Consider the following 23,076-nt stretch of genomic DNA (forward strand, 5'->3'; position numbering starts at 1 on the left):
GTAGCACTGATAACGAGGCAAGCAGATGATCAGACAACGTACTCTGAAAGAAATTGTGAAAACAACTGGTGTGGGTCTCCACTCTGGTCGTAAAGTCACGCTTACTCTTCGCCCGGCAGCTGCAAATACAGGTATTGTTTATCGTCGTACTGATGTAAATCCACCTGTAGATTTTCCAGCTGACCCAGCATCAGTTCGTGACACTATGTTATGTACTGCTCTTGTGAATGACGAAGGCGTACGTATCTCTACAGTGGAACACCTTAACGCGGCTCTAGCGGGCATGGGCATCGACAACATCATTGTTGAAGTAGATGCACCAGAGATCCCAATTATGGATGGTAGCGCAAGCCCATTCGTATACTTGCTCCAGCAAGCGGGTGTTGAAACACTGAATGCACCAAAACGTTTCATTCGCATCAAAAAGCCAGTTCGTTTTGAAGACGGTGATAAGTGGGCAGAGTTTGTTCCATTTAACGGCTTCCGTATGGACTTTGAAATTGAGTTCAACCACCCTGCAATTGAGTCTGACGAACAGCATCTATTGTTTGATTTCTCTTCTCAAGGCTTTGTGAAAGAGATCTCTCGAGCTCGTACTTTCGGCTTCATGCGTGATATCGAATACCTTCAATCACAAAACTTGTGTTTGGGTGGCAGCTTTGACTGTGCAATCGTACTAGACGAATACCGGATTCTTAATGAAGAAGGTCTACGTTTTGACAATGAGTTTGTAACTCATAAAGTGCTAGATGCGATTGGTGACCTATACATGTGTGGACACGCTATTATCGGTGAGTTCCGTGCATACAAATCAGGTCACGGCCTAAATAACCAATTGCTACGTGCAGTGCTTGCTGAGGCAGAAGCTTGGGAATGGGCAACATTCGAAGAAGAAGCTGGCTCGCCGGTGGCTTTTGCTGAACCAGGAATGGTTCTAGCGTAATTGTTGTTTTCAACAATGTAAGATTTCGAAAACCAGGCTATCGGCCTGGTTTTTTTGTATCTATTTTCCAGATACAGTGTCATCAACATCCGAAAGTCATCGACTAATGGGCGCCAGTCTGGCTAATCCATCAGCAATTAGAAAGAAAAGTTCCAAGCACATCAAACAAATGGGGTTATAAATGGTCGTTGGTGTGAAAATTACTTACACTAAGGGGCAATAATTTTAACTCAAGCCTTGAAAACTCTACTCTCAAGTACAATATCAGAAATACTAGATTTATCTCAGTATCCTTGGTTAGTAACTGAAGACTGGTTCATCGCTAGTAGAGACTGACGGCATTTAAAATAGATCGCGGACGATCTGAGAACGAAGAGATTCCAAGCACATGATTACTAAGCTGCTGACAAAGGTAATTGGCAGTCGCAATGACAGAACACTGCGCCGCCTTAGAAAAATTGTAAAAGAAATTAATAACTACGAGCCAACGTTTGAAGCGCTTTCTGACGAAGAGCTAAAAGCGAAAACTGTTGAGTTTCGTGAGCGCTTAGATAAAGGTGAATCGCTAGACCAACTTCTACCTGAAGCATTTGCTACGGTACGTGAAGCGTCTAAGCGTGTATACGGCATGCGTCACTTTGACGTGCAATTGATTGGTGGCATGGTTCTAAATGCTGGCCAAATTGCAGAGATGCGTACAGGTGAGGGTAAGACTCTTACAGCAACTCTACCAGCTTATCTTAACGCCCTGCCAAGCAAAGGTGTTCACGTAGTAACGGTGAACGACTACCTAGCTAAGCGTGATGCGGAAACTAACCGCCCATTATTTGAATTCCTTGGTATGACTGTTGGCGTGAACGTGCCAAATATGGCTCCGCCAGAGAAAAAAGAAGCATACCAATCGGATATCCTATACGGAACAAACAACGAGTTTGGTTTCGATTACCTACGTGACAACATGGCTTTCCGTGCTGAAGATCGTGTTCAACGCGAACGCTTCTTTGCTGTAGTCGATGAGGTTGACTCAATCTTAATCGATGAAGCGCGTACACCTCTTATTATCTCTGGCCCAGCTGAAGATAGCTCAGATCTTTACACGCGTATTAACACATTGATTCCTCATCTTGAGCGTCAAGATAAAGAAGATTCTGAAGAGTACCGTGGTGAAGGTCACTACACCATGGACGAAAAATCTAAGCAGGTTCACCTGACAGAAAACGGTCAAGAATTTGTTGAAGAGCTAATGGTTAAAAATGGCCTGATGGAAGAGGGTGATACGCTTTATTCTCCAACAAACATCAGCCTACTGCATCATGTTAATGCTGCGCTTCGTGCACACGTATTGTTTGAGAAGAACGTAGATTACATTGTAACTGAAGAAGGCGAAGTGGTTATCGTTGACGAACATACTGGTCGTACAATGCCAGGTCGTCGTTGGTCTGAAGGTTTACACCAAGCTGTTGAAGCAAAAGAAGGTGTGAAGATTCAGAATGAAAACCAAACGCTAGCTTCTATTACTTTTCAAAACTTCTTCCGTCTGTACGAGAAACTGTCAGGTATGACAGGTACAGCCGATACTGAAGCTTTCGAATTCCAGTCTATCTATGGCCTTGAAACGGTTGTTATCCCAACTAACAAACCTATGGTTCGTAACGATATGCCTGATGTGGTTTATCGTACAGAAGAAGACAAATTCAATGCGATCATTGAAGACATTAAAGACCGTGTTGCAGCAGGTCAGCCATCACTGGTTGGTACGGTTTCTATCGAGAAATCAGAGCTACTGTCTAACGCACTGAAAAAAGCAAAAATTAAGCACAACGTACTAAACGCGAAATTCCACGAGAAAGAAGCGGAAATCGTAGCGCAAGCAGGTACACCAGGTGCAGTAACCATCGCAACTAACATGGCCGGTCGTGGTACCGATATCGTGTTAGGTGGTAGCTGGCAGTCTGAAGTTGAGAAACTACAAAACCCAACTCAAGAGCAGATCGACAAGATCAAAGCGGATTGGAAAGTGGTTCACGACAAAGTACTAGAGTCAGGCGGTCTACACATCATTGGTACAGAGCGTCACGAATCTCGTCGTATCGATAACCAGCTACGTGGTCGTTCTGGTCGTCAAGGTGATGCAGGTTCTTCACGTTTTTACCTATCGATGGAAGACTCTCTACTTCGTATCTTCACTTCTGATCGTATGGCTGGCCTTATCCAAAGTGGTATGGATGAAGGTGAAGCGATCGAATCTAAGATGCTATCTCGCTCTATCGAAAAAGCACAACGTAAAGTTGAAGGCCGTAACTTCGATATCCGTAAGCAACTTCTAGAGTACGACGATGTAGCGAATGACCAACGTAAAGTGGTTTACGAGCTGCGTGATGAGCTAATGGGCTCTGACGACATCAGCGAAATGATCGAACATAACCGTGAAGACGTGTTTACGTCGGTTATCGATGAGTACATTGCTCCGCAATCTCTGGAAGATATGTGGGACATCGCTGGTCTACAAGATCGTCTGAAGAACGACTTCGACCTAGACTTTGATATCCAAGGCTGGTTGGACGAAGACGACAAGCTTTACGAAGAAGCACTACGCGAGCGTATCCTAGGCATGGCTGTTGATGCCTACAAACAGAAAGAAGAAGTAGTTGGTGCACAAGTGCTACGTAACTTCGAGAAGTCTGTAATGTTGCAAACGCTAGATGGTCTATGGAAAGAGCACTTGGCTGCGATGGATCACCTTCGCCAAGGTATCCACCTACGTGGTTACGCTCAGAAGAACCCGAAACAAGAGTACAAGCGTGAGTCGTTTGAACTGTTTGAAGGTCTACTGGATGTACTGAAGTCAGACGTTATTACTATCCTTTCGAAAGTTCGCGTTCAGCAACAAGAAGAAGTAGAAAAGATGGAAGCGCAGCGTCAGGCTCAAGCTGAAGAAGCAGCGCGTCGTGCGCAAGCACAACACGCAACTGCAGAAAACCAGCTAGGCGATGATGAAGCAGAAGCAGCGTCGCCACAAACGGTAGTACGTGATGAGCGTAAAGTTGGCCGTAATGAGCCTTGCCCATGTGGTAGTGGTAAGAAGTACAAGCAGTGTCACGGTAAAATTAATTGATGCTTTGCTGTAAAGGCTGATAACTGCGTCGGCGATGCTCATTTACACTTGTAAGCTCCGCGTCGCCTCCTTGTTCTCAACCATTACAGCTTTGCCTAAATATAATTTTATTTATTCAAGAGTCGCTTAGGCGGCTCTTTTTGTATGTAAATTTCATGGCTTACTTTGTTACACAAGGAAGTCGTCATTCCCTATAGCGAGGAACGAGCGTAAGAGGGAATCTCATTTAGATAGGCTCACGTTGCTTTAGATCCCCAACTCAGCCGTTGCTCCTTCTTGAGGATGACGTATTTAGGGACTATGTGAGTTAAGCGTTTAATTTAGGAACACCATCAATGAAAAGAATCCATATCGTAGCGGGTATTATCTTCAATCAAGATAAGTCACAGGTATTTATTACAAAGCGTCCAGATGACAAGCATAAAGGTGGCTTCTGGGAATTTCCAGGTGGCAAGGTTGAAGAGGGTGAAACTATTGAGCAAGCGATGACTCGTGAGCTTGATGAAGAGATCGGTATCAAGGTGACTGAGCAGTCTCTGTTTGAGCACCTTGAATTTGATTACACGGATAAGTCACTTAAGTTCGATTTTATTCTCGTGACTGATTTTGAAGAGCTGCCTTATGGCAAAGAAGGTCAGCAAGGTGAATGGGTCAGCCTTGAATCATTGAATCAGTACGCTTTCCCTGAAGCAAATATGCCAATTTTAGAGCGAGTGGTAAAAGAGTTTTCTTAATTGCTAGCCTGAGTTTGAGATTGTTGTTAGTTTAAAGAGATTAATCGAATGAACGTTGCCACAAGAGAACAGTGGTAACGGAAACCAAAACAATGGAGATATTCGCAGTGGTAAGAATTGCAATAGCAGGAGCAGCGGGTCGTATGGGCCGCAACTTGGTGAAAGCCGCTCATCATAACTTAGAAGCTAGCGTTAGCGCTGGCTCTGAACGTCCAGAGTCATCATTAGTTGGCGTTGATGTAGGCGAGTTATGTGGGGAAGGTCATTTTGATGTTGCTCTTGTTGATGACTTGTCTAAGGCCATCGAAGAATTTGATGTGATCGTCGACTTTACCGCACCTGTTAGCACGTTAGCGAATATTGAGCTTTGTAAACGCCACGGTAAAAAACTCATCATCGGTACGACAGGCTTCTCTGAAGAAGAGAAGCAGGTGATTGATGCAGCCTCAAAAGAGATGCCTATCGTAATGGCACCAAACTACAGCGTAGGCGTTAACCTAGTATTTAAGCTGCTAGAAAAGGCCGCTAAAGTGATGGGTGATTACTGTGATGTTGAAATTGTCGAGGCTCACCACCGTCATAAAGTAGATGCACCATCAGGTACTGCTATTGGTATGGGTGAAGCGATCGCCGGTGCTATGGGCAATGAACTGAATGATGTAGCGGTATGGTCACGTGAAGGTATTACGGGTGAACGTACGAAAGATGAGATTGGCTTCGCAACGATTCGTGCTGGTGACATCATCGGAGAGCATACTGCGATGTTTGCAGATATCGGCGAACGAGTAGAGATTACTCATAAAGCGACGGACCGAATGACCTTTGCAAATGGTGCGATCAAAGCAGCAGTTTGGCTCAATGACAAACCAGCGGGCTTTTATACCATGACAGATGTCCTTGGTTTGAATGACCTATAAATAGATAATTATGCGCTGGCGATTGCCGGCGCTTTCTTTATTTGCTACCTTTAACGCTGTATTCTTGTTTCTCACTCCTCTCTTAAACCTACCTTTAAACATCTTTTTCACCTTACTTTTCTTATTATTTTGTTCTCTTGGTCTTATTTTTTGCTTAGATCTTTAAATCTTCACATCTTCTGTTTGTATTTATCGATTGCTTTTTGTTGGTGATGTTTTTAGTACTTAAAGGCAGACAAAAGTAATAGGATAAAATTGGAAAATCTCAATATCGTGCTTAATTGACCATGAAAGTTGAACTTTTGGAGCTTTGGAGGGGTAAATTGAATTAGTGCGTACAAATCTTTAATTTCTTTTGCGTTAAATGTTGACACGTATCACGCACATCACTAAAATACCGCCAATTTGTCTAATTTCCATAAACACGCAGTTTCTGGTGTTACAGGAAGGTAGATTTGCAAATTAAATCAATTTTAATGCATATTTATTTCTGGAGGTTGTCTTGAAAAAGTCAGCACTACTTGTCCTAGAAGATGGGACAGTATTTCACGGTGAAGCCATTGGCGCTGTAGGTTCTGCAGTTGGTGAAGTCGTTTTTAATACCTCGATGACGGGGTACCAAGAAATCCTCACTGATCCTTCCTATTCTCAACAAATCGTTACCCTTACTTACCCTCACATTGGCAATACCGGAACCAATTCCGAAGACGAAGAATCCTCTTCAATCCACGCTCAAGGCCTTGTGATTCGCGATCTCCCTCTAATCGCTTCTAACTTCCGTAATGAACAATCCCTTTCTGATTACCTTAAGTCGCAAAACGTTGTTGGTATCGCTGATATCGATACTCGTAAGCTGACGCGTATTCTTCGTGAAAAAGGCGCACAGAACGGTTGTATTGTAGCTGGCTCTTCAGTAAACGACGGAAACCTAGACGAAGCTTTGGCTCTAGCGAAAGCAAAAGAATTCCCTGGCCTGAAAGGTATGGACCTTGCGAAAGAAGTTACAACAAAAGAAGCGTATCAATGGAAACAAGGTTCGTGGACGCTTACGGGTGGACTTCCTGAAGCGAAAGCAGACTCAGAATTGCCATACCACGTTGTTGCTTATGACTTCGGTGCAAAACGAAATATCCTACGAATGCTCGTTGACCGCGGCTGCCGCCTAACGGTTGTTCCTGCTGAAACTTCTGCTGAAGAAGTGCTTGCACTAAACCCAGACGGTGTATTCCTTTCAAATGGCCCTGGTGACCCAGAACCATGTACTTACGCAATTGAAGCGACAAAAGTGTTCCTAGAAAAAGGCTTACCAATCTTTGGTATCTGTCTAGGCCACCAAATTCTTGCTCTTGCGTCAGGCGCTAAGACAGTGAAGATGAAGTTTGGTCACCACGGTGCAAATCACCCAGTTAAAGATATAGATCGTGACGCTGTGATGATTACTTCGCAAAACCACGGCTTTGCTGCTGACGAAGACACACTTCCTGAAAACCTACGTGCAACGCACAAGTCTCTATTTGATGGTTCTCTACAAGGTATTCACCGTACAGACAAACCAGCATTTAGCTTCCAAGGTCACCCAGAAGCAAGCCCAGGTCCAGAAGACGCAGCGCCGTTATTCGACCACTTCATTGAACTAATTAAAAAGCACACAGCGTAATTCGGAGTAGTAGACAATGCCAAAACGTACTGACATTAAAAGTATTCTAATTCTAGGTGCTGGCCCGATCGTTATCGGCCAAGCATGTGAGTTCGATTACTCTGGTGCTCAAGCTTGTAAAGCGCTTCGCGAAGAAGGTTACCGAGTTATTCTTGTAAACTCGAACCCAGCGACCATCATGACTGACCCAGATATGGCTGATGCAACTTACATCGAGCCTATCCAATGGGAAGTGGTTCGCAACATCATTGCGAAAGAGAAGCCAGATGCAGTTCTACCTACAATGGGTGGCCAAACAGCACTTAACTGTGCACTAGACCTAGAGAAACACGGTGTTCTTGAAGAGTTCGGTGTAGAGATGATTGGTGCAACGGCTGACGCTATCGATAAAGCAGAAGACCGTTCTCGTTTCGATAAAGCGATGAAGTCTATCGGCCTTGAGTGTCCACGTGCGGATACGGCGAAAACCATGGAAGAAGCTTACGGCGTTCTCGATATGGTTGGTTTCCCATGTATCATCCGTCCATCATTCACTATGGGTGGTACTGGCGGTGGTATCGCATACAACAAAGAAGAATTTGAAGAAATCTGTCGTCGCGGTCTGGACCTGTCTCCAACCAACGAGCTTCTAATCGATGAATCTCTTATCGGTTGGAAAGAGTACGAGATGGAAGTGGTTCGTGACAAAGCGGACAACTGTATCATCGTATGTGCGATTGAAAACTTTGACCCAATGGGCATCCACACGGGTGACTCAATCACAGTTGCACCAGCTCAAACGCTGACAGACAAAGAATACCAACTGATGCGTAACGCATCTCTAGCAGTACTGCGTGAGATTGGTGTTGAAACGGGTGGTTCTAACGTACAGTTTGGTATCAACCCGAAAGATGGCCGTATGGTTATCATCGAGATGAACCCACGTGTATCTCGTTCTTCTGCACTAGCGTCTAAAGCGACAGGTTTCCCAATTGCTAAGATTGCAGCGAAACTGGCTGTGGGTTACACGTTAGATGAACTGCAAAATGACATCACGGGTGGCGCAACACCAGCATCATTCGAACCAACAATCGATTACGTAGTCACTAAGATTCCTCGTTTTAACTTCGAGAAATTTGCAGGTGCTAACGACCGTCTAACGACGCAAATGAAGTCTGTTGGTGAAGTTATGGCTATTGGTCGTAACCAGCAAGAGTCTCTACAAAAAGCACTTCGCGGCCTAGAAGTTGGTGCGACTGGCTTTGACGAAATGGTTGACCTAGATGCGCCTGACGCACTAACAACAATTCGTCACGAACTAAAAGAAGCTGGCGCAGAGCGTATTTGGTACATCGCGGATGCATTCCGTGCGGGTATGTCTGTAGATGGCGTATTCAACCTAACGCAAATTGACCGTTGGTTCCTAGTTCAAATCGAAGACATCGTTAAACTTGAGCAAGAACTTAAAGCGAAAGGCTTTGCTGGTCTGAATAAAGACGAGCTAAACAAGCTTAAGCGTAAAGGTTTTGCGGATGCGCGCCTATCCAAGATTCTAGGTGTAGCAGAAAGCGAAATCCGTCGTCTACGTGACCAATACGATATCCACCCAGTGTACAAGCGCGTTGATACGTGTGCGGCTGAGTTCTCTTCAGATACGGCTTACATGTACTCATCTTACGATGACGAATGTGAAGCAAACCCAACAGACAAAGACAAGATTATGATTCTTGGTGGCGGTCCAAACCGTATCGGCCAAGGTATTGAATTTGATTACTGTTGTGTACACGCATCACTAGCTCTACGTGAAGATGGCTACGAAACTATCATGGTTAACTGTAACCCTGAGACTGTTTCAACGGATTACGACACGTCTGACCGTCTGTACTTCGAACCAGTAACTCTGGAAGACGTACTAGCAATCGCTCGCGTTGAGAAGCCAAAAGGCGTTATCGTTCAGTACGGTGGTCAAACACCACTTAAACTGGCTCGCGCATTAGAAGCGGCTGGCGTGCCAATCATCGGTACTAGCCCTGACGCAATCGACCGTGCGGAAGACCGTGAGCGTTTCCAAGTTGCTGTTGACCGTCTGGGTCTTCTACAGCCAGAGAACGCGACAGTAACAACAATGGAACAAGCGGTAGAGAAATCTCGCGAAATCGGCTTCCCATTGGTTGTACGTCCTTCTTACGTACTTGGTGGTCGTGCGATGGAAATCGTATACGATGAGCAAGACTTACGTCGCTACTTCAACGAAGCAGTAAGCGTATCGAACGAATCTCCAGTTCTTCTTGATAGCTTCCTAGACGACGCAGTTGAAGTGGATATCGATGCTATCTGTGACGGTGAGCGCGTAGTTATCGGCGGTATTATGGAGCACATCGAACAAGCGGGTGTTCACTCAGGTGACTCCGCATGTTCTCTTCCTGCATACACGCTAAGCCAAGAAATCCAAGACGTAATGCGTGAGCAAGTTGAAAAGCTGGCGTTCGAGTTGGGTGTTCGTGGTCTGATGAACACGCAGTTTGCTGTTAAGAACAACCAAGTGTACCTAATCGAGGTTAACCCTCGTGCAGCACGTACGGTACCGTTCGTATCTAAAGCAACTGGCGCGCCAATTGCTAAGATTGCAGCACGTGTAATGGCGGGTCAATCGCTAGAGTCTCAAGGCTTTACGAAAGAAATCATCCCACCTTACTACTCAGTGAAAGAAGTGGTACTTCCATTCAACAAGTTCCCAGGTGTTGACCCACTATTAGGCCCAGAAATGCGCTCTACTGGTGAAGTTATGGGTGTTGGCGCAACGTTCGCAGAAGCTTACTCTAAAGCAGAATTGGGTTGTGGCAACATCTACCCAGAAGGCGGTCGTGCACTTCTTTCTGTTCGCGAAGGCGACAAAGAGCGTGTTGTAGACCTAGCATCTAAGCTATCTAAGCTTGGCTACCAGCTAGACGCAACACACGGTACAGCAGTGATTCTTGGCGAAGCGGGCATCAACCCACGTCTAGTAAACAAGGTACACGAAGGCCGCCCTCATATTCTTGACCGTATCAAGAACAACGAGTACACCTACATCGTGAACACTGCAGCTGGCCGTCAAGCGATTGAAGATTCTAAAGTTCTTCGTCGTGGTGCACTTGCTGAGAAAGTGAACTACACAACAACGCTAAACGCAGCGTTTGCAACGTGTATGGCTCACACAGCTGACGCGAAGACGACAGTTACTTCTGTTCAAGAGCTACACGCGCAGGTGAAAGCTTCACAAGCCTAATTTGTCTTAGCTCAGCTAACTGAACTTAAGTTAGCGGATATAAATGCTCAAAGCCCACTCTTCGGAGTGGGCTTTTTTATGTCTGTGATACAGCGTTAGTTAAATGATGAATATTTGGAATAGGTTAAAATCTTGTGTTTCGTTATTGATCGCCTGCTCAGGATGGTAAGTTGTCGCTACACGAGACATTGAGGCGTTGGGCACATGGAAATCACTCTGGAAATATTGGCTATCTTATTTGTTGTCGCAACGGCTGCTGGCTTTATCGATGCGATGGCTGGCGGTGGCGGGCTACTGACTTTGCCAGCACTACTTGCAGCGGGAGTCCCACCGACACAAGCCCTAGCAACTAATAAGCTTCAAAGCTCTTTTGGCAGTTTTTCCGCAAGCTGGTACTTCGTGCGTAACGGTATCGTTAGTATCAAGGAGATGCGCTTCGCTATTTTGTGTACCTTCATTGGCTCGGCGATTGGTGCAGAACTTGTTCAGTTCATTGATGCGAGCTTATTGACCAGCGTGATCCCACTGCTGCTGATCGCTATCTCACTCTACTTCTTATTAGCACCACAAACTAAAGCTTCTGAAGGTAAGCAGAAGATCTCTGAAGCCATGTTTGCTTTGTGTGTTGGCGGTGGTGTTGGCTTTTACGATGGCTTCTTTGGACCAGGTACCGGCTCTATCTTTACTGTCTGCTTTGTCGCAATTGGTCATTTCTCTTTGGTCGATGCGACCGCTCGTACTAAGGTGTTGAACTTCACCTCTAACATCGCTGCATTGATCTTCTTTATTTTGGCAGGCTTGCCAATTTGGGAGCTCGGCTTAGTGATGGCAATTGGTGGCTTTATAGGGGCTCAGCTAGGCGCTAAAGTAGTGGTGACAAAAGGGCAGAAGTGGATTCGCCCCCTAGTAATTGTGATGTCGATGCTCATGGCGTCTAAACTGCTTTGGGAACAGCATCAACAATGGATTCTATCAGTGTTTTAACCCTTGAAGACTGGTAGCTATTTGGCCTCACGCAGATATGAATCGGTCGAATTAAGCCCGATAATTCTGGGAAACTATACAGATATTGAGATTCAATATTGAGTGTTTTTACGATAGAGAGCGGAATCAAAGCAGGCCCAGTCCCACCTAATGCAAGCTGCGCCGCTGCAGTGTAAGCGTCCATTTCCATCAAAGGCTTAATGCCAAACTTTTCTAATACTGAAAGTTGGTAAGAGTTGGCTGGGTTAGTCATGTCATTCGTGATGACTTTGGGTGGAAGCCTGTTCAACGGCAACTTACTTACAATGTAAAAGGGCTCGTCGAACAGGTGAAATGTCATTAATCCATGATGTGGCGGCAACAAGCCTGCGCATAAACCTAGGGTTGCCTTACCGGACTGAACTCGCTCGATGATTCTGGGCGTATGGTTGGTGGTAATAGTGATGTATTTATCTTGTTGGATAAACTGTCCCATCATTTCACCTAAATAGCCTGCGATCAGAGACTTAGAGCTGTCTAAGGTGATGAGAGTGGTATCTTCCAGCTCTTGCTGTTCATAAATAAGACCACGAAGTTCATTGAACGTAGGCCCAATACTCTCGATCAGTGCAATTGCATCTGGCGTGAGTTTTATCTGCCGACCGCTCGGCTCAATAAGCTTTTTTCCCAACTTCTTTTCTAAGTTAGCAATCCGTTTGCTTACCGCTGATTGGCTGATATACAGCAAGCTGCCAGTGCGGCTCATGGTTTTGGCTTTACTCAAAACCAAGAGAGTTTCGATTCCTTCGAGTAGCATCTGATGATATTCATGAAAGTTGGGAATGATACGTCCAACTTATCGCAATCAAGACCGTTGCTCTAGCTTTTGTTTATGAGTTCTTGAACCAAGGTGGCGATTCTTGAACCGTAGTATTGAGCTGTAAGCAAGTCATTGTGGTTAACGCTATCTTCACCATCATCGATGCTGGAGACTAAACCAATGTTCGAACCTGTGCGGTTTAACCCTAGATTATCTGTGTGCCTTGAGGCGTCTAAGCTAACCCAAATCATTCCGTGCTGACAAGCTAAGGTGAAAAAACTAAGTAGGGTTTGTTGTTGCTCTCCATTAAGACTTCCGCCAGTGGTGAAGCCAGCTGCGAGCTTGTTTCGCCATAGCTTTTTGCAGTAGTTTTCACTGCTCGCATCCATAAAACTTTTAAACTGAGCGGCAGGTGATCCCATGTAGGTTGGAGCGCCAAAAACGATCGCATCGCAAGTGTCTAAGAGTTTGAGCTTTGCGTCATTGTTATATCGACCTTCAATGATCTCCGAAGGCAGTACTTCGATGAGTAGGGCTGAGTCAGTTAGCTGTGTGTTTACACCCTCAGCGAGCAGTTCGGCGACCTGCTTAGTTGCGCCGCATTTAGAGAAGAAAACAATTCCAATTTTATTACTGCTCATCCTAGAACCATCATTGTTAGTAAACAAATATCTTTATAAAGGTATTTGTTTACTAATATAGCCTGTTAATTGATTAAGTAAATAAAAAATATTATTAAGTTAGGGTGGGATATTTGGAAGTGACTTGAAGGGGAGAGGAAGAGCAGATGGCTGAGGTAGCAATATTAAAAAAGACCCCTATGCGGAGCCTTTTCTTTTAGCGATAGCTTATTTAATCGCGAACGTTGGTAAAGATAAGTGCCAACGAATGGCGCCAAGTCGAATCAACAATGTAGAGAATACGCCAGCTAGGAAGGCCGTCTCTGAATCGTGGTCCATTCGAATAGCCATAGTATGGAATGCACCGCCGATGATACAAGCGGTCGCGTAGACCTCGCTTCGCAGGATCATCGGTACTTCACGGGCAAGTACGTCACGAATAATACCGCCGCCGCAGCCTGTAATTACGCCCATGATAATAGCAACCAATGCTGAATCTTGGTAAGCCAATGCTTTTTCAACACCAATGCCAACAAACACAGCCAAACCTATGGCATCACAGACAGGTAGAATCCACCATGCCAAACGCTTGGGGCGTCTTACGATAATCATGGTCAGTAAGCAGGTACCGATAATGACCCAAAGATAGGTGGTGTCGGTTATCCAAAATACGGGAGTCGCGCCCAGTGCCATGTCTCGAATTGTGCCACCGCCAATAGCGGTTACACTGCCGAGAACGGCGACACCAAAAGGGTCCATTTTTAGGCGGCCAGCGACAAATACGCCAGAGATAGCAAAGATGGCAGTGCCAAATAAATCGATAATATAAAGCAGCATGGAATCCATGATACTGGTGCTCTTATTGTTAAAATTGTAGGGACAGGTCGGTGGCGAATTGTACGAAAAAACAGACTAAAAAGTTAGTGATTTTCTCTGACTCTATCGAAGTAATCGCACACTTGTTGGATCGCTTGCAAAGTTCGGGGTGTTGGGCGATTAATCCAGTCTGAGTTGAGTGACCATATCTGATTTTTAGCGACGGCTGGGATCTCTTCTTCCCACGATTGCCAGATGGTTCCATTCTCAATAGCGTGCTGAGAAGTGAAGATCACCTGCGGTTTATTCAGCACGACTTGTTCAATGCCAACTTGTGGGTAGGGCGAAGCGCTGTCTTCAAAAATATTTCGGCCGCCACAAAACTCAAACACTTCACTTGGCCAGTGTCCTTGCGCCACGGTAATAATAGGTTTTTCACTCAGCTGGTAGAAGTAGCTGACCGGCTCCGCATCTTTGTATTTTAGCCGTAATGCGTTGAGCTGTTCTTTGTACTGCTTAGCATTATTCTCACCGATACTCGGATCGCTGGCGTATTGGCTGAGTTGTTCAATATTGGTCGCAATGCTGTCTAGGCTTTTGGTTGTCGAGTAATAAATATTAAAACCAAACTGCTCCAGTTTCGCCAGTTCTCTCGGTGGGTTACCCGCAGGCCAAGCAAGGATAAGGTCTGGCTGAAGCGCGATGATTTTCTCAACCTTGATGCCTTGATAGTTTACCACTTTTTCTAGCTTATCGGCCTGTGGTGGATAATCACTTCGTTCACTGACGGCAACTAGGTTATCGCCTAAACCCGCACTGTATGCGAGTTCTGTGGCGTGAGGGGCTAGGCTGACCACACGTTTTGCTGTGGTTACTTCGGTTGCAAGCGTGCTTGGTATCCATATGCTAAAGCTAATCGCGAAAGTTGCACATGATGTAACAAGTTGAGAGGGTTTCACTTTAAATCCCTTGGTGAATAATGAGTAAGGCTAGGCTTTGTAACAATATCCAGATAGCGATGCGTCCAAATAACAGCTTTTGAACCTGCGATAAGTGCAGTGCGGATGGTGCGATTCTGCCGCCTAATTTCGCGCGAATAGCTTTGGTGTCGTTGTAAATTGCTGGGCCACCCAGTGATAGCTCAAGCTTGTTACCCACTGATGTCATTAACCACGCAGGGCCTGGCAGAGGCCAGGAGCGACTTTGAGTGAGCATCATATTAAATGTATGAGATGCTTTATCACCGCATACGATCATCAAGGCAAATAAACGCATTGGGATAAATTCGAGGATAACGACGATTTTGGTGGCTGTTGAGCCAAAAGGAGAGAACTGTTTACGACTTGGTGACCAAGCTCGAGCTAATTCGACCATCAGGCGATACATCAAAGCCGTGATTCCCCCTCCGATGGCGTACCAAAATAGGACACAAACCACATTGCGACCGTAGCCCATGATGATGGTTTCAGCCCCTGCTTTCCCAAGCCCTAATGATGATAGTGAATCGGTTTGCCGATTAACAATCGGAGCCAGTAATTGACGCGCTGTCGCTTTATCTTCTCGGCTAAGTGTTTTGATGAGCTGATTCGCTAGCTTCTCATTGTTACGCCAATCAATTGCGAGCAGTAACAAAGCCAGTTGGAACAGTTGAGTCTGCCAAACCAGAGGTTGCAGTGCCAATAGAATAATCAGAGTTGGAAGTACCATTAACCCCCAGGCTAATGTGCCGGAGATAAGGCTTTGGGAGTAACTTTGATTGTTGTTGACCTTCGTTGCTAATAGTTCAGCAAACTTATGCCATAAGGTTGTGGGGTGTGCGGCATGAGGGATAGGTAGAATCAAATGAAAAAGCAGTGCTCCCCACATTACAAGGAGCACGCCATTTGCAAATACCTGATCAAACAGTGTTTGCATGCTTAGTCGCTTACTTTAGTAGGGCAACCATTTTGATAACCATCTCAGATGAGCTTTGTGCTGCTAGTGGCAGGAATTCTTCAAAACTCATTGGTGATTCTTTGTCTGCAACATCAGAGATTGCACGAACAACCACGAATGGTACTTGGAACTGGTGACAAGCTTGAGCAATCGCAGAAGCTTCCATTTCTACAGCTACTACTGATGGGAAGTGCTTACGGATGAACTCCTGGCGTTCTGCCGTGCAAACAAACGCGTCGCCAGTACAGATAAGGCCACGAACCGCGTGCTTGTCTTCCATTTGAGCTAGCGCTTGCTCAGCTACTCTCATAAGGTTCTCATCAGCTTTGAATGCAGCTGGTTGACCTGCCATTTGACCGATTTCGTAACCGAAAGCTGTTACGTCTGCATCGTGGTGACGTACTTCAGTAGAGATAACCACATCACCAAGGTTTAGAGTTGAATCAAAACCGCCAGCTGAGCCAGTGTTTAGAACGACATCTGGTTGGTATTCGCTTAGTAGGATAGAAGTACCAACTGCTGCAGCTACTTTACCAATGCCTGATTGAAGCAAAACAACGTCAACACCATTTAGCTGACCAGAGAAAAAGGTACAACCGCCTTTATTAACTTCAGTAATGTCTGAAATAGCTGCTTTTAGGATCGCAACTTCTTGCTCCATTGCGCCAATGATGCCGATTTTCATGTGTAGTCTCTTAATTAAAAATAGTTAAACAGTAGAGCGAAATTGTAGCATGGATAAGAAGCGTCGAGCGACTACCCAGAAGCACTTCTCATCCGAATAATGTAGATTTACTCCAGTATTCTTTGTCTATTTGATTAGACCTTCGCTTTGCAAGCTAGCACGGAGTTTTTCTGCTCGTTTACGGTTCACACCAAAATCAGAGTAGCCCGTACGAGACTCAGAGCGAACGATGAGCTTATCTCCATCGACTTTTAGCTCAAGGTCATCGACAAAGCGCATGATGCGTGATGTACATTCAACACGTAGGTAATCATCGGTTTTGTTGGCCGTTTTCGCGCCCGGCAAAGTTAGAGCGACTTGCTCAATGGCATCAAGGTTTGCTGAATCGGATAGCTCGTAAGCAGCCAAAGCATGTTGTTCACGGTCATCTTGTGTTGATACGCAATTCGGTTTGTCACCACAAGGTGATGAGGTTCTGTCTGTCATGTCCGTGATTCCTTGGCTGCAAGCGGTTAATGTTAAAAGTGATAGCGAGAGGAGAGCGGCTTTTTTCATAGTGTTTCCTATGGCGAGTTTTAGTTTTAATTGTAGTTCTCGGTATTCGTTAATTTGCGATTGTTTACGTATTTTTTGTTTTGCCGTTAATAAACGTGTCGAACTTAAAAAAGGATCCATATGCGGATCCTTTTTTATAGTAACGGCTTGAGTAATAGAAGAAACCGACTCACACTTCTAGGTAATCTAGTATCCCTTCCGCGGCTTTACGACCTTCATCGATAGCGGTCACCACTAAATCAGATCCGCGAACCGCATCGCCACCGGCAAATATTTTGCTGTTGGTGGTTTGGTACTGAAACTCTTGTTGACCGGGCGCTTTAATCCGGCCCCATTGATCAAGCTCGACATCGAAAGGCTCTAACCATTCCATAGCATGAGGTTGAAAACCAAATGCCATGATCACTGCATCGGCTTCAAGAATGTGCTCACTGCCAGCAACTGGTTCTGGGCGGCGACGGCCTGCCTCATCAGGTTCGCCTAAGGCGGTTTTCACGACTTTAACGCCAGCAACATGCCCAGAACTATCAAGCTCTATGCCGATAGGCTGCAGGTTAAACTTGAACTTCACGCCTTCTTCACGTGCATTCTTCACCTCACGGCGAGAGCCCGGCATGTTGGCCTCATCTCGGCGATAAGCACACACCACATCGGCAGCATTCTGACGAATAGAGGTTCGAACACAGTCCATCGCCGTATCACCACCACCAAGCACGACGACTTTCTTACCTTGCATATCGATGAATGGGGTTGGATTTTCAAGCTCCATAACCTTGTAGGTATTAGAAATCAAGAATGGCAGCGCATCATAAACACCCGGAGCATCCTCATTATCTAGACCTGCACGCATGTTTTTGTAAGTACCTACACCAAGGAAAACAGCGTCGTAATCATCGACGAGCTCTTTAAGTTGAATGTCTTTGCCAATCTCGGTATTCATTCGGAATTCAACGCCCATCTCGCTAAAGATGCGGCGACGATTCTCCATGATACCTTTCTCAAGCTTGAACGATGGAATACCAAAAGTGAGGAGGCCACCTATCTCCGGGTAACGGTCGAACACAACGGCTTTCACTCCATTGCGTACCAAGATATCAGCTGCCGCAAGACCAGCTGGGCCCGCACCGATGATAGCGACCTTTTTATCGGTCCATTCAACGTGAGATATGTCAGGCTTCCAACCCATCTCAAAGGCTTTGTCGGTAATGTACTTTTCAATGTTACCTATGGTAACGGCACCAAAATCGTCGTTGAGGGTACAAGAGCCTTCACACAAGCGGTCTTGAGGGCAAACACGGCCACATACTTCTGGCAGGCTGTTGGTCTGGTGAGACAATTCAGCGGCTTCGATAATGCGCCCCTCATTGGCAAGCTTTAGCCACTGAGGGATGTAGTTGTGAACCGGACACTTCCACTCACAATAAGGGTTACCACAATCTAAACAGCGGTCTGCTTGGGCTTTGGCTTGCTGTTTAGTGAAAGGTTCGTAGATCTCTACAAACTCAATTTTACGTACCTTGATTGGTTTCTTCGCTGGATCTACGCGATTCACATCAATAAATTGGTATACATTTTGGCTCATTATTGGCTCCTTCCAATTATTGCGCTTGAACACGAAGTTCAGCTGAGCTGCGGCTTTGGTGGCCGAGCAAGGTGTTTAGAGCCGCCGTCTTTGGTTTCACTAGATAGAACTTCGGAATCCATTCATCAAAGTTCGCCAGAATAGCTTCAGCGTGTACTGAGCCAGTCTCCTCTAAGTGCTCAGCAATTAAGCCACGTAGGTGCTCTTGGTGGATATATAAGTCAGACAAAGAAAGCGCCTCAACTGACTCGTTGTTCACTCGGCCTTGGAAGTCTTCGTTCTCATCCATGACATAAGCGAGGCCACCTGTCATACCCGCACCGAAGTTAACGCCAGTTGCGCCAAGAATGGCAACAATGCCGCCGGTCATATACTCACAGGCGTTGTCACCCGCACCTTCAATCACAGCGACGGTACCTGAGTTACGTACGCCAAATCGTTCGCCCGCGGTACCTGCTGCAAATAATTTACCTCCTGTAGCACCATACAGACAGGTGTTACCTATGATGGTCGCTTCGTTACAAGTAAATGTGGTGCCTTGGTGGGGCTTGATGACTACCTTACCGCCAGCCATGCCTTTGCCAACATAGTCATTAGCATCGCCTGTTAGGTACAGCTCAACTCCGCCTGCGTTCCAAACAGCGAAAGATTGGCCTGCGGTACCATCTAGGTACAATTTGATTGGCGAACCTGCCATGCCTTGGTTGCCATATCGCTTAGCAATTTCGCCAGAGATACGAGCGCCTATCGAACGGTCTGTATTAATAACGTTGTAGTAAAGGCTGGTGGATTGTCTTTTCTCAATCGCATCGATTGCATCGCCTAGGATCTGCTGGTTGAGCTGAGCCTTATCAAATGGCGCGTTTGGTTCGGTCCAATACAGAGGGTGACCCTCTAGTGATACTGGAGCTTCCAGTATTGATGAGAGATCCAATTTACTCTGTTTTGCAGTCAGGCCTTCAACAACCTCCAGTAAATCTGTGCGTCCAATGAGGTCAGTGAGTTTTTCTACACCAAGGTCAGCAAGGTGTTGGCGAACTTCATCGGCTAAGCCTGTAAAGTAGTTCACCACCATGTCTGGTAGCCCTTTGAAATATTCGTGGCGCAATGTTTCATCTTGAGTCGCAACACCCGTCGCACAGTTATTGAGGTGGCAGATTCGTAAGAATTTACAACCCATTGCCACCATCGGTGCAGTACCAAAGCCAAAGCTTTCTGCACCGAGAATCGCGCCTTTAATGACATCGAGACCGGTTTTCAGACCACCATCAACTTGCAGACGGATCTTATGACGAAGGCCGTTAGCAACCAGTGCTTGCTGAGTTTCGGCTAAACCAAGTTCCCAAGGGCAACCTGCGTATTTTACCGAGGTCAGTGGGCTCGCTGCGGTACCGCCATCGTAACCAGATATGGTGATCAGATCGGCGTAGGCTTTTGCTACACCAGTCGCGATAGTACCGACACCCGGTTCCGATACTAACTTCACTGAAACCAATGCGTTAGGGTTTACTTGTTTAAGATCGAAAATCAGCTGAGCCAAATCTTCGATCGAGTAAATATCGTGATGTGGAGGAGGGGAAATCAGAGTGACACCCTGAACCGAATATCTCAGTTTAGCGATCTCTGCCGTGACCTTATGACCTGGTAGCTGACCACCTTCGCCTGGCTTCGCACCTTGCGCTACCTTGATTTGTAGAACATCCGCATTGGTTAGGTAATGTGGTGTTACCCCAAAACGACCAGACGCGATCTGTTTGATGCGTGAGTTACGGTCGGTACCAAAACGTCTTGGATCTTCACCGCCTTCACCTGAATTTGAATAACCGCCCAAACGGTTCATCGCCATTGCCAGTGCTTCATGTGCTTCTGGGCTAAGGGCACCAATCGACATCGCCGCGGAGTCAAAGCGCTTAAATAGATCGCTGCTAGGCTCGACTTGCTCAAGGGCTAATGGTTTATCGGCTTTCTTCAGGCTCATTAAGTCACGTAACATAGCTGCAGGGCGAGCGTTTACTTGCTTTGCAAAAGAGAGGTAATCCGATGCTTCGCCAGTTTTTACTGCGGTTTGCAGGGTGCCGACCACGTCTGGGTTATAAGCGTGGTATTCACCACCATGGACGTATTTCAGTAAACCTCCGTGATCGATTGGTTTACGCTTGGTCCATGCTTTACGCGATAAGTTGTAAATATCTTGCTGGAAATCGCTAAAGCTTGCGCCTTGGATTCGAGTGGTAACTCCGTGGAAACAGAGCTCAACAACATCAGAATGTAGGCCAACGGCTTCGAAAAGCTGCGAACAGCGGTAAGAAGCAATGGTTGAAATACCCATCTTCGACATGATTTTATACAGACCTTTGTTGATGCCGTTTTGGTAGTTCTGCATCGCTGCGCGATAGTCTTTGTCTAAAGAGCCATCATCGAGCATCTTGCCTAATGTTTCATAAGCAAGGTACGGATAAACCGCAGTCGCACCAAAGCCAAGTAGCACCGCGAATTGGTGTGGATCGCGAGCGGTTGCTGTTTCTACAACGATGTTGGCATCACAACGTAGGTTGGTATCAGCAAGGCGAGTCTGAACTGCACCAACCGCCATTGCTGCTGGAATTGGCAGTTTACCTTTCTCTAAACCTTTATCTGATAACACAACTAAAACCGCACCGTCACGTACTTCTTGCTCTGCACGATCACATACGGCATTGATGGCTTGTTCGAGATTTTGCTTAGCTGGATCATAGTGCATGCTTAGGATCGCATGGCGATAGTGCTTTTGATTCAGTTGCAGAAGCTGCTGCATGTCTGAGTAAAGCAGAACAGGAGAGTCAAATGTAACACGATAGGCATGACCGTCTGTTTCACAGAACACGTTCATCTCTTGGCCAATACTGGTGGCGAGCGACATTACGTGCTTTTCACGCAGAGGATCAATTGGCGGGTTGGTGACTTGGGCAAACTTTTGACGGAAGTAATCAGTGACTAGACGCTCTTTCGAAGAGAGTACTGCCATTGGCGTGTCGTCGCCCATTGAGCCGACCGCTTCCTGTCCCATGTCACCAAGCACGCGTAATACTTGATCGGACTCTTCGTTGCTCATCGCAAACTGTTTTTGATAGGTTTTGAGCGTGTCATCGTCGAAGCTACGCTTACCCACTTGATCATCATCGAGCTCAGAAAATGGTGTTAGCTTGTGAACGTTCTTTTCCATCCACTCTTTATAAGGGTGGCGACCTTTGAGGTCATTATCGATTTCGTTAGATTGCCATAGCTTGCCACGGCGAGTATCGATAACCAGCAGCTCACCCGGCCCAACACGACCTTTTTCTGCTACTTCATCTGGCGCGTAGTTCCAGATACCAACCTCTGATGCCAGCGTGATTAGGTTGTCTTTGGTAATCACATAGCGCGCAGGACGCAGGCCATTTCTATCGAGGTTACATGCAGCGTAACGACCGTCAGACAGAACGATGCCAGCAGGGCCGTCCCATGGTTCCATGTGCTTGGAGTTAAAGTCGTAAAATGCGCGCAGATCTGTATCCATATCTGGGTGGTTCTGCCAAGCGGGCGGAACCAGCATACGCATAGCTCGGAACACATCCATACCACCGGCTAGGAAAAGGTCGAGCATGTTATCTAGGCTTGAGGAGTCAGAGCCCGTTTCATTCACGAAAGGTGCTGCGGTTTGCAAATCTGGCAGCAGTGGTGAAGCAAATTTATAGGCACGAGCCTTAGCCCACTGACGGTTACCCTCGATGGTATTGATCTCACCATTGTGCGCTAAATAACGGAATGGCTGCGCGAGCGGCCAACGTGGTTGTGTGTTAGTCGAGAAACGCTGGTGGAAAAGACATATCGCTGATTCCATACGTAAGTCTGCAAGATCGAGGTAAAATCGCGGAAGATCGGCAGGCATACACAAGCCTTTGTAGACCATCACTTGTGTTGAAAGGCTACAGATATAGAAATCTTTGTCTTCGGTGATCTGTTTTTCAATTCTGCGACGCGCGATGTATAAGCGGCGTTCGATATCACGTTCACGCCAACCGGCTGGCGCAGAGATAAATACTTGCTGAATGTTTGGAACAGAATCTTTTGCGATAGGACCTAATACTTCGGTATTGGTCGGAACTTCACGCCAACCAGCAACGGTGAATGTCTCTTGGGCGAGCTCTTTATTGACGATCTCTTGTGCTGATTGAGCTTTGATTGGATCTTGGCTGAAGAAAATCATGCCAATAGCGTATTGCTTGCCGAGATTAAAATTATTCTCTTCTGCAATAATTCTTAGATAGGAATCTGGCTTCTGTAGTAGTAAGCCACAGCCATCTCCAGTTTTACCATCTGCGGCGATACCACCACGGTGTGTCATGCGATCTAGGGCTGAAATAGCAGTTCTCACCAACTTATGACTAGGTTGGCCTTCCATTTGCGCTATTAAACCAAATCCACAGTTGTCTTTTTCAAGACTAGGATCATATAGAGCCATTGCAATT

General features: G+C 46.1%; 16 protein-coding genes. 7 read left to right on the forward strand and 9 right to left on the reverse strand.

Annotated elements, in window-relative coordinates; all coding sequences use genetic code 11:
* Window positions 1–25 precede the first annotated feature (25 nt).
* The 7 genes from lpxC (at window position 26) to ACTRWI_RS03235 (ending at window position 11,597) form a co-directional block, all read left to right on the forward strand.
* A complete protein-coding gene (gene lpxC / locus ACTRWI_RS03205) occupies window positions 26–943 on the forward strand; it encodes a UDP-3-O-acyl-N-acetylglucosamine deacetylase (RefSeq protein WP_499129315.1) in 918 nt (305 codons plus the stop codon).
* Between the two features lie 388 nt (window positions 944–1,331).
* A complete protein-coding gene (gene secA, locus ACTRWI_RS03210; protein WP_499129317.1) occupies window positions 1,332–4,058 on the forward strand; it encodes a preprotein translocase subunit SecA in 2,727 nt (908 codons plus the stop codon).
* 335 nt (window positions 4,059–4,393) lie between these two features.
* On the forward strand, window positions 4,394–4,792 hold the full coding sequence (gene mutT / locus ACTRWI_RS03215) for an 8-oxo-dGTP diphosphatase MutT (protein ID WP_499129318.1): 399 nt from the start codon (window positions 4,394–4,396) through the stop codon (window positions 4,790–4,792).
* A 98-nt stretch (window positions 4,793–4,890) separates the two neighbouring features.
* Entirely contained in the window at window positions 4,891–5,709 is an 819-nt protein-coding gene (gene dapB, locus ACTRWI_RS03220; RefSeq protein WP_499129377.1) for a 4-hydroxy-tetrahydrodipicolinate reductase, read from the forward strand.
* Window positions 5,710–6,211: 502 nt separating this feature from the next.
* Window positions 6,212–7,366, forward strand: a complete 1,155-nt coding sequence (carA, locus tag ACTRWI_RS03225; protein WP_499129320.1) for a glutamine-hydrolyzing carbamoyl-phosphate synthase small subunit — start codon at window positions 6,212–6,214, stop codon at window positions 7,364–7,366.
* 16 nt (window positions 7,367–7,382) lie between these two features.
* Window positions 7,383–10,613, forward strand: coding sequence for a carbamoyl-phosphate synthase large subunit (gene carB / locus ACTRWI_RS03230; protein ID WP_128162012.1), 3,231 nt, complete (start codon window positions 7,383–7,385; stop codon window positions 10,611–10,613).
* Between the two features lie 204 nt (window positions 10,614–10,817).
* Window positions 10,818–11,597, forward strand: a complete 780-nt coding sequence (locus tag ACTRWI_RS03235; protein WP_499129322.1) for a TSUP family transporter — start codon at window positions 10,818–10,820, stop codon at window positions 11,595–11,597.
* On the opposite strand, the gene ACTRWI_RS03240 is transcribed toward ACTRWI_RS03235, so the two are convergent.
* The 9 genes from ACTRWI_RS03240 to gltB all read right to left on the reverse strand — a co-directional run bounded on the left by ACTRWI_RS03240 (window position 11,548) and on the right by gltB (window position 23,069).
* A complete protein-coding gene (locus ACTRWI_RS03240; RefSeq protein WP_499129324.1) occupies window positions 11,548–12,393 on the reverse strand; it encodes a LysR family transcriptional regulator in 846 nt (281 codons plus the stop codon). The two genes, ACTRWI_RS03235 and ACTRWI_RS03240, sit on opposite strands and share 50 nt — an antisense overlap.
* A 62-nt stretch (window positions 12,394–12,455) precedes the next feature.
* Complete coding sequence (locus ACTRWI_RS03245) at window positions 12,456–13,037, reverse strand: flavodoxin family protein (protein ID WP_499129326.1); 582 nt, start codon at window positions 13,035–13,037, stop codon at window positions 12,456–12,458.
* Window positions 13,038–13,244: 207 nt separating this feature from the next.
* On the reverse strand, window positions 13,245–13,862 hold the full coding sequence (locus ACTRWI_RS03250; RefSeq protein WP_499129328.1) for a TRIC cation channel family protein: 618 nt from the start codon (window positions 13,860–13,862) through the stop codon (window positions 13,245–13,247).
* A 74-nt stretch (window positions 13,863–13,936) separates the two neighbouring features.
* Window positions 13,937–14,791, reverse strand: coding sequence for a vitamin B12 ABC transporter substrate-binding protein BtuF (gene btuF, locus ACTRWI_RS03255; protein WP_499129330.1), 855 nt, complete (start codon window positions 14,789–14,791; stop codon window positions 13,937–13,939).
* Between the two features lies 1 nt (window position 14,792).
* Window positions 14,793–15,746 (reverse strand): cobalamin biosynthesis family protein, encoded by a 954-nt coding sequence (locus ACTRWI_RS03260; protein WP_499129332.1) that lies wholly within the window; start codon window positions 15,744–15,746, stop codon window positions 14,793–14,795.
* Between the two features lie 10 nt (window positions 15,747–15,756).
* Complete coding sequence (gene mtnN, locus ACTRWI_RS03265) at window positions 15,757–16,452, reverse strand: 5'-methylthioadenosine/S-adenosylhomocysteine nucleosidase (protein WP_499129334.1); 696 nt, start codon at window positions 16,450–16,452, stop codon at window positions 15,757–15,759.
* A gap of 126 nt (window positions 16,453–16,578) precedes the next feature.
* Entirely contained in the window at window positions 16,579–17,007 is a 429-nt protein-coding gene (locus ACTRWI_RS03270; protein ID WP_499129336.1) for a DUF1499 domain-containing protein, read from the reverse strand.
* 169 nt (window positions 17,008–17,176) lie between these two features.
* Window positions 17,177–18,589, reverse strand: coding sequence for an FAD-dependent oxidoreductase (locus tag ACTRWI_RS03275; RefSeq protein WP_499129338.1), 1,413 nt, complete (start codon window positions 18,587–18,589; stop codon window positions 17,177–17,179).
* A gap of 16 nt (window positions 18,590–18,605) precedes the next feature.
* The gene (gltB, locus tag ACTRWI_RS03280; protein ID WP_499129340.1) at window positions 18,606–23,069 is read right to left on the reverse strand and encodes a glutamate synthase large subunit; all 4,464 of its coding nucleotides are present in this window, start codon (window positions 23,067–23,069) and stop codon (window positions 18,606–18,608) included.
* Between the last annotated feature and the right edge of the window lie 7 nt (window positions 23,070–23,076).

It is taken from the genome of Pseudoalteromonas sp. G5_S1_14_S5, assembly GCF_054968605.1.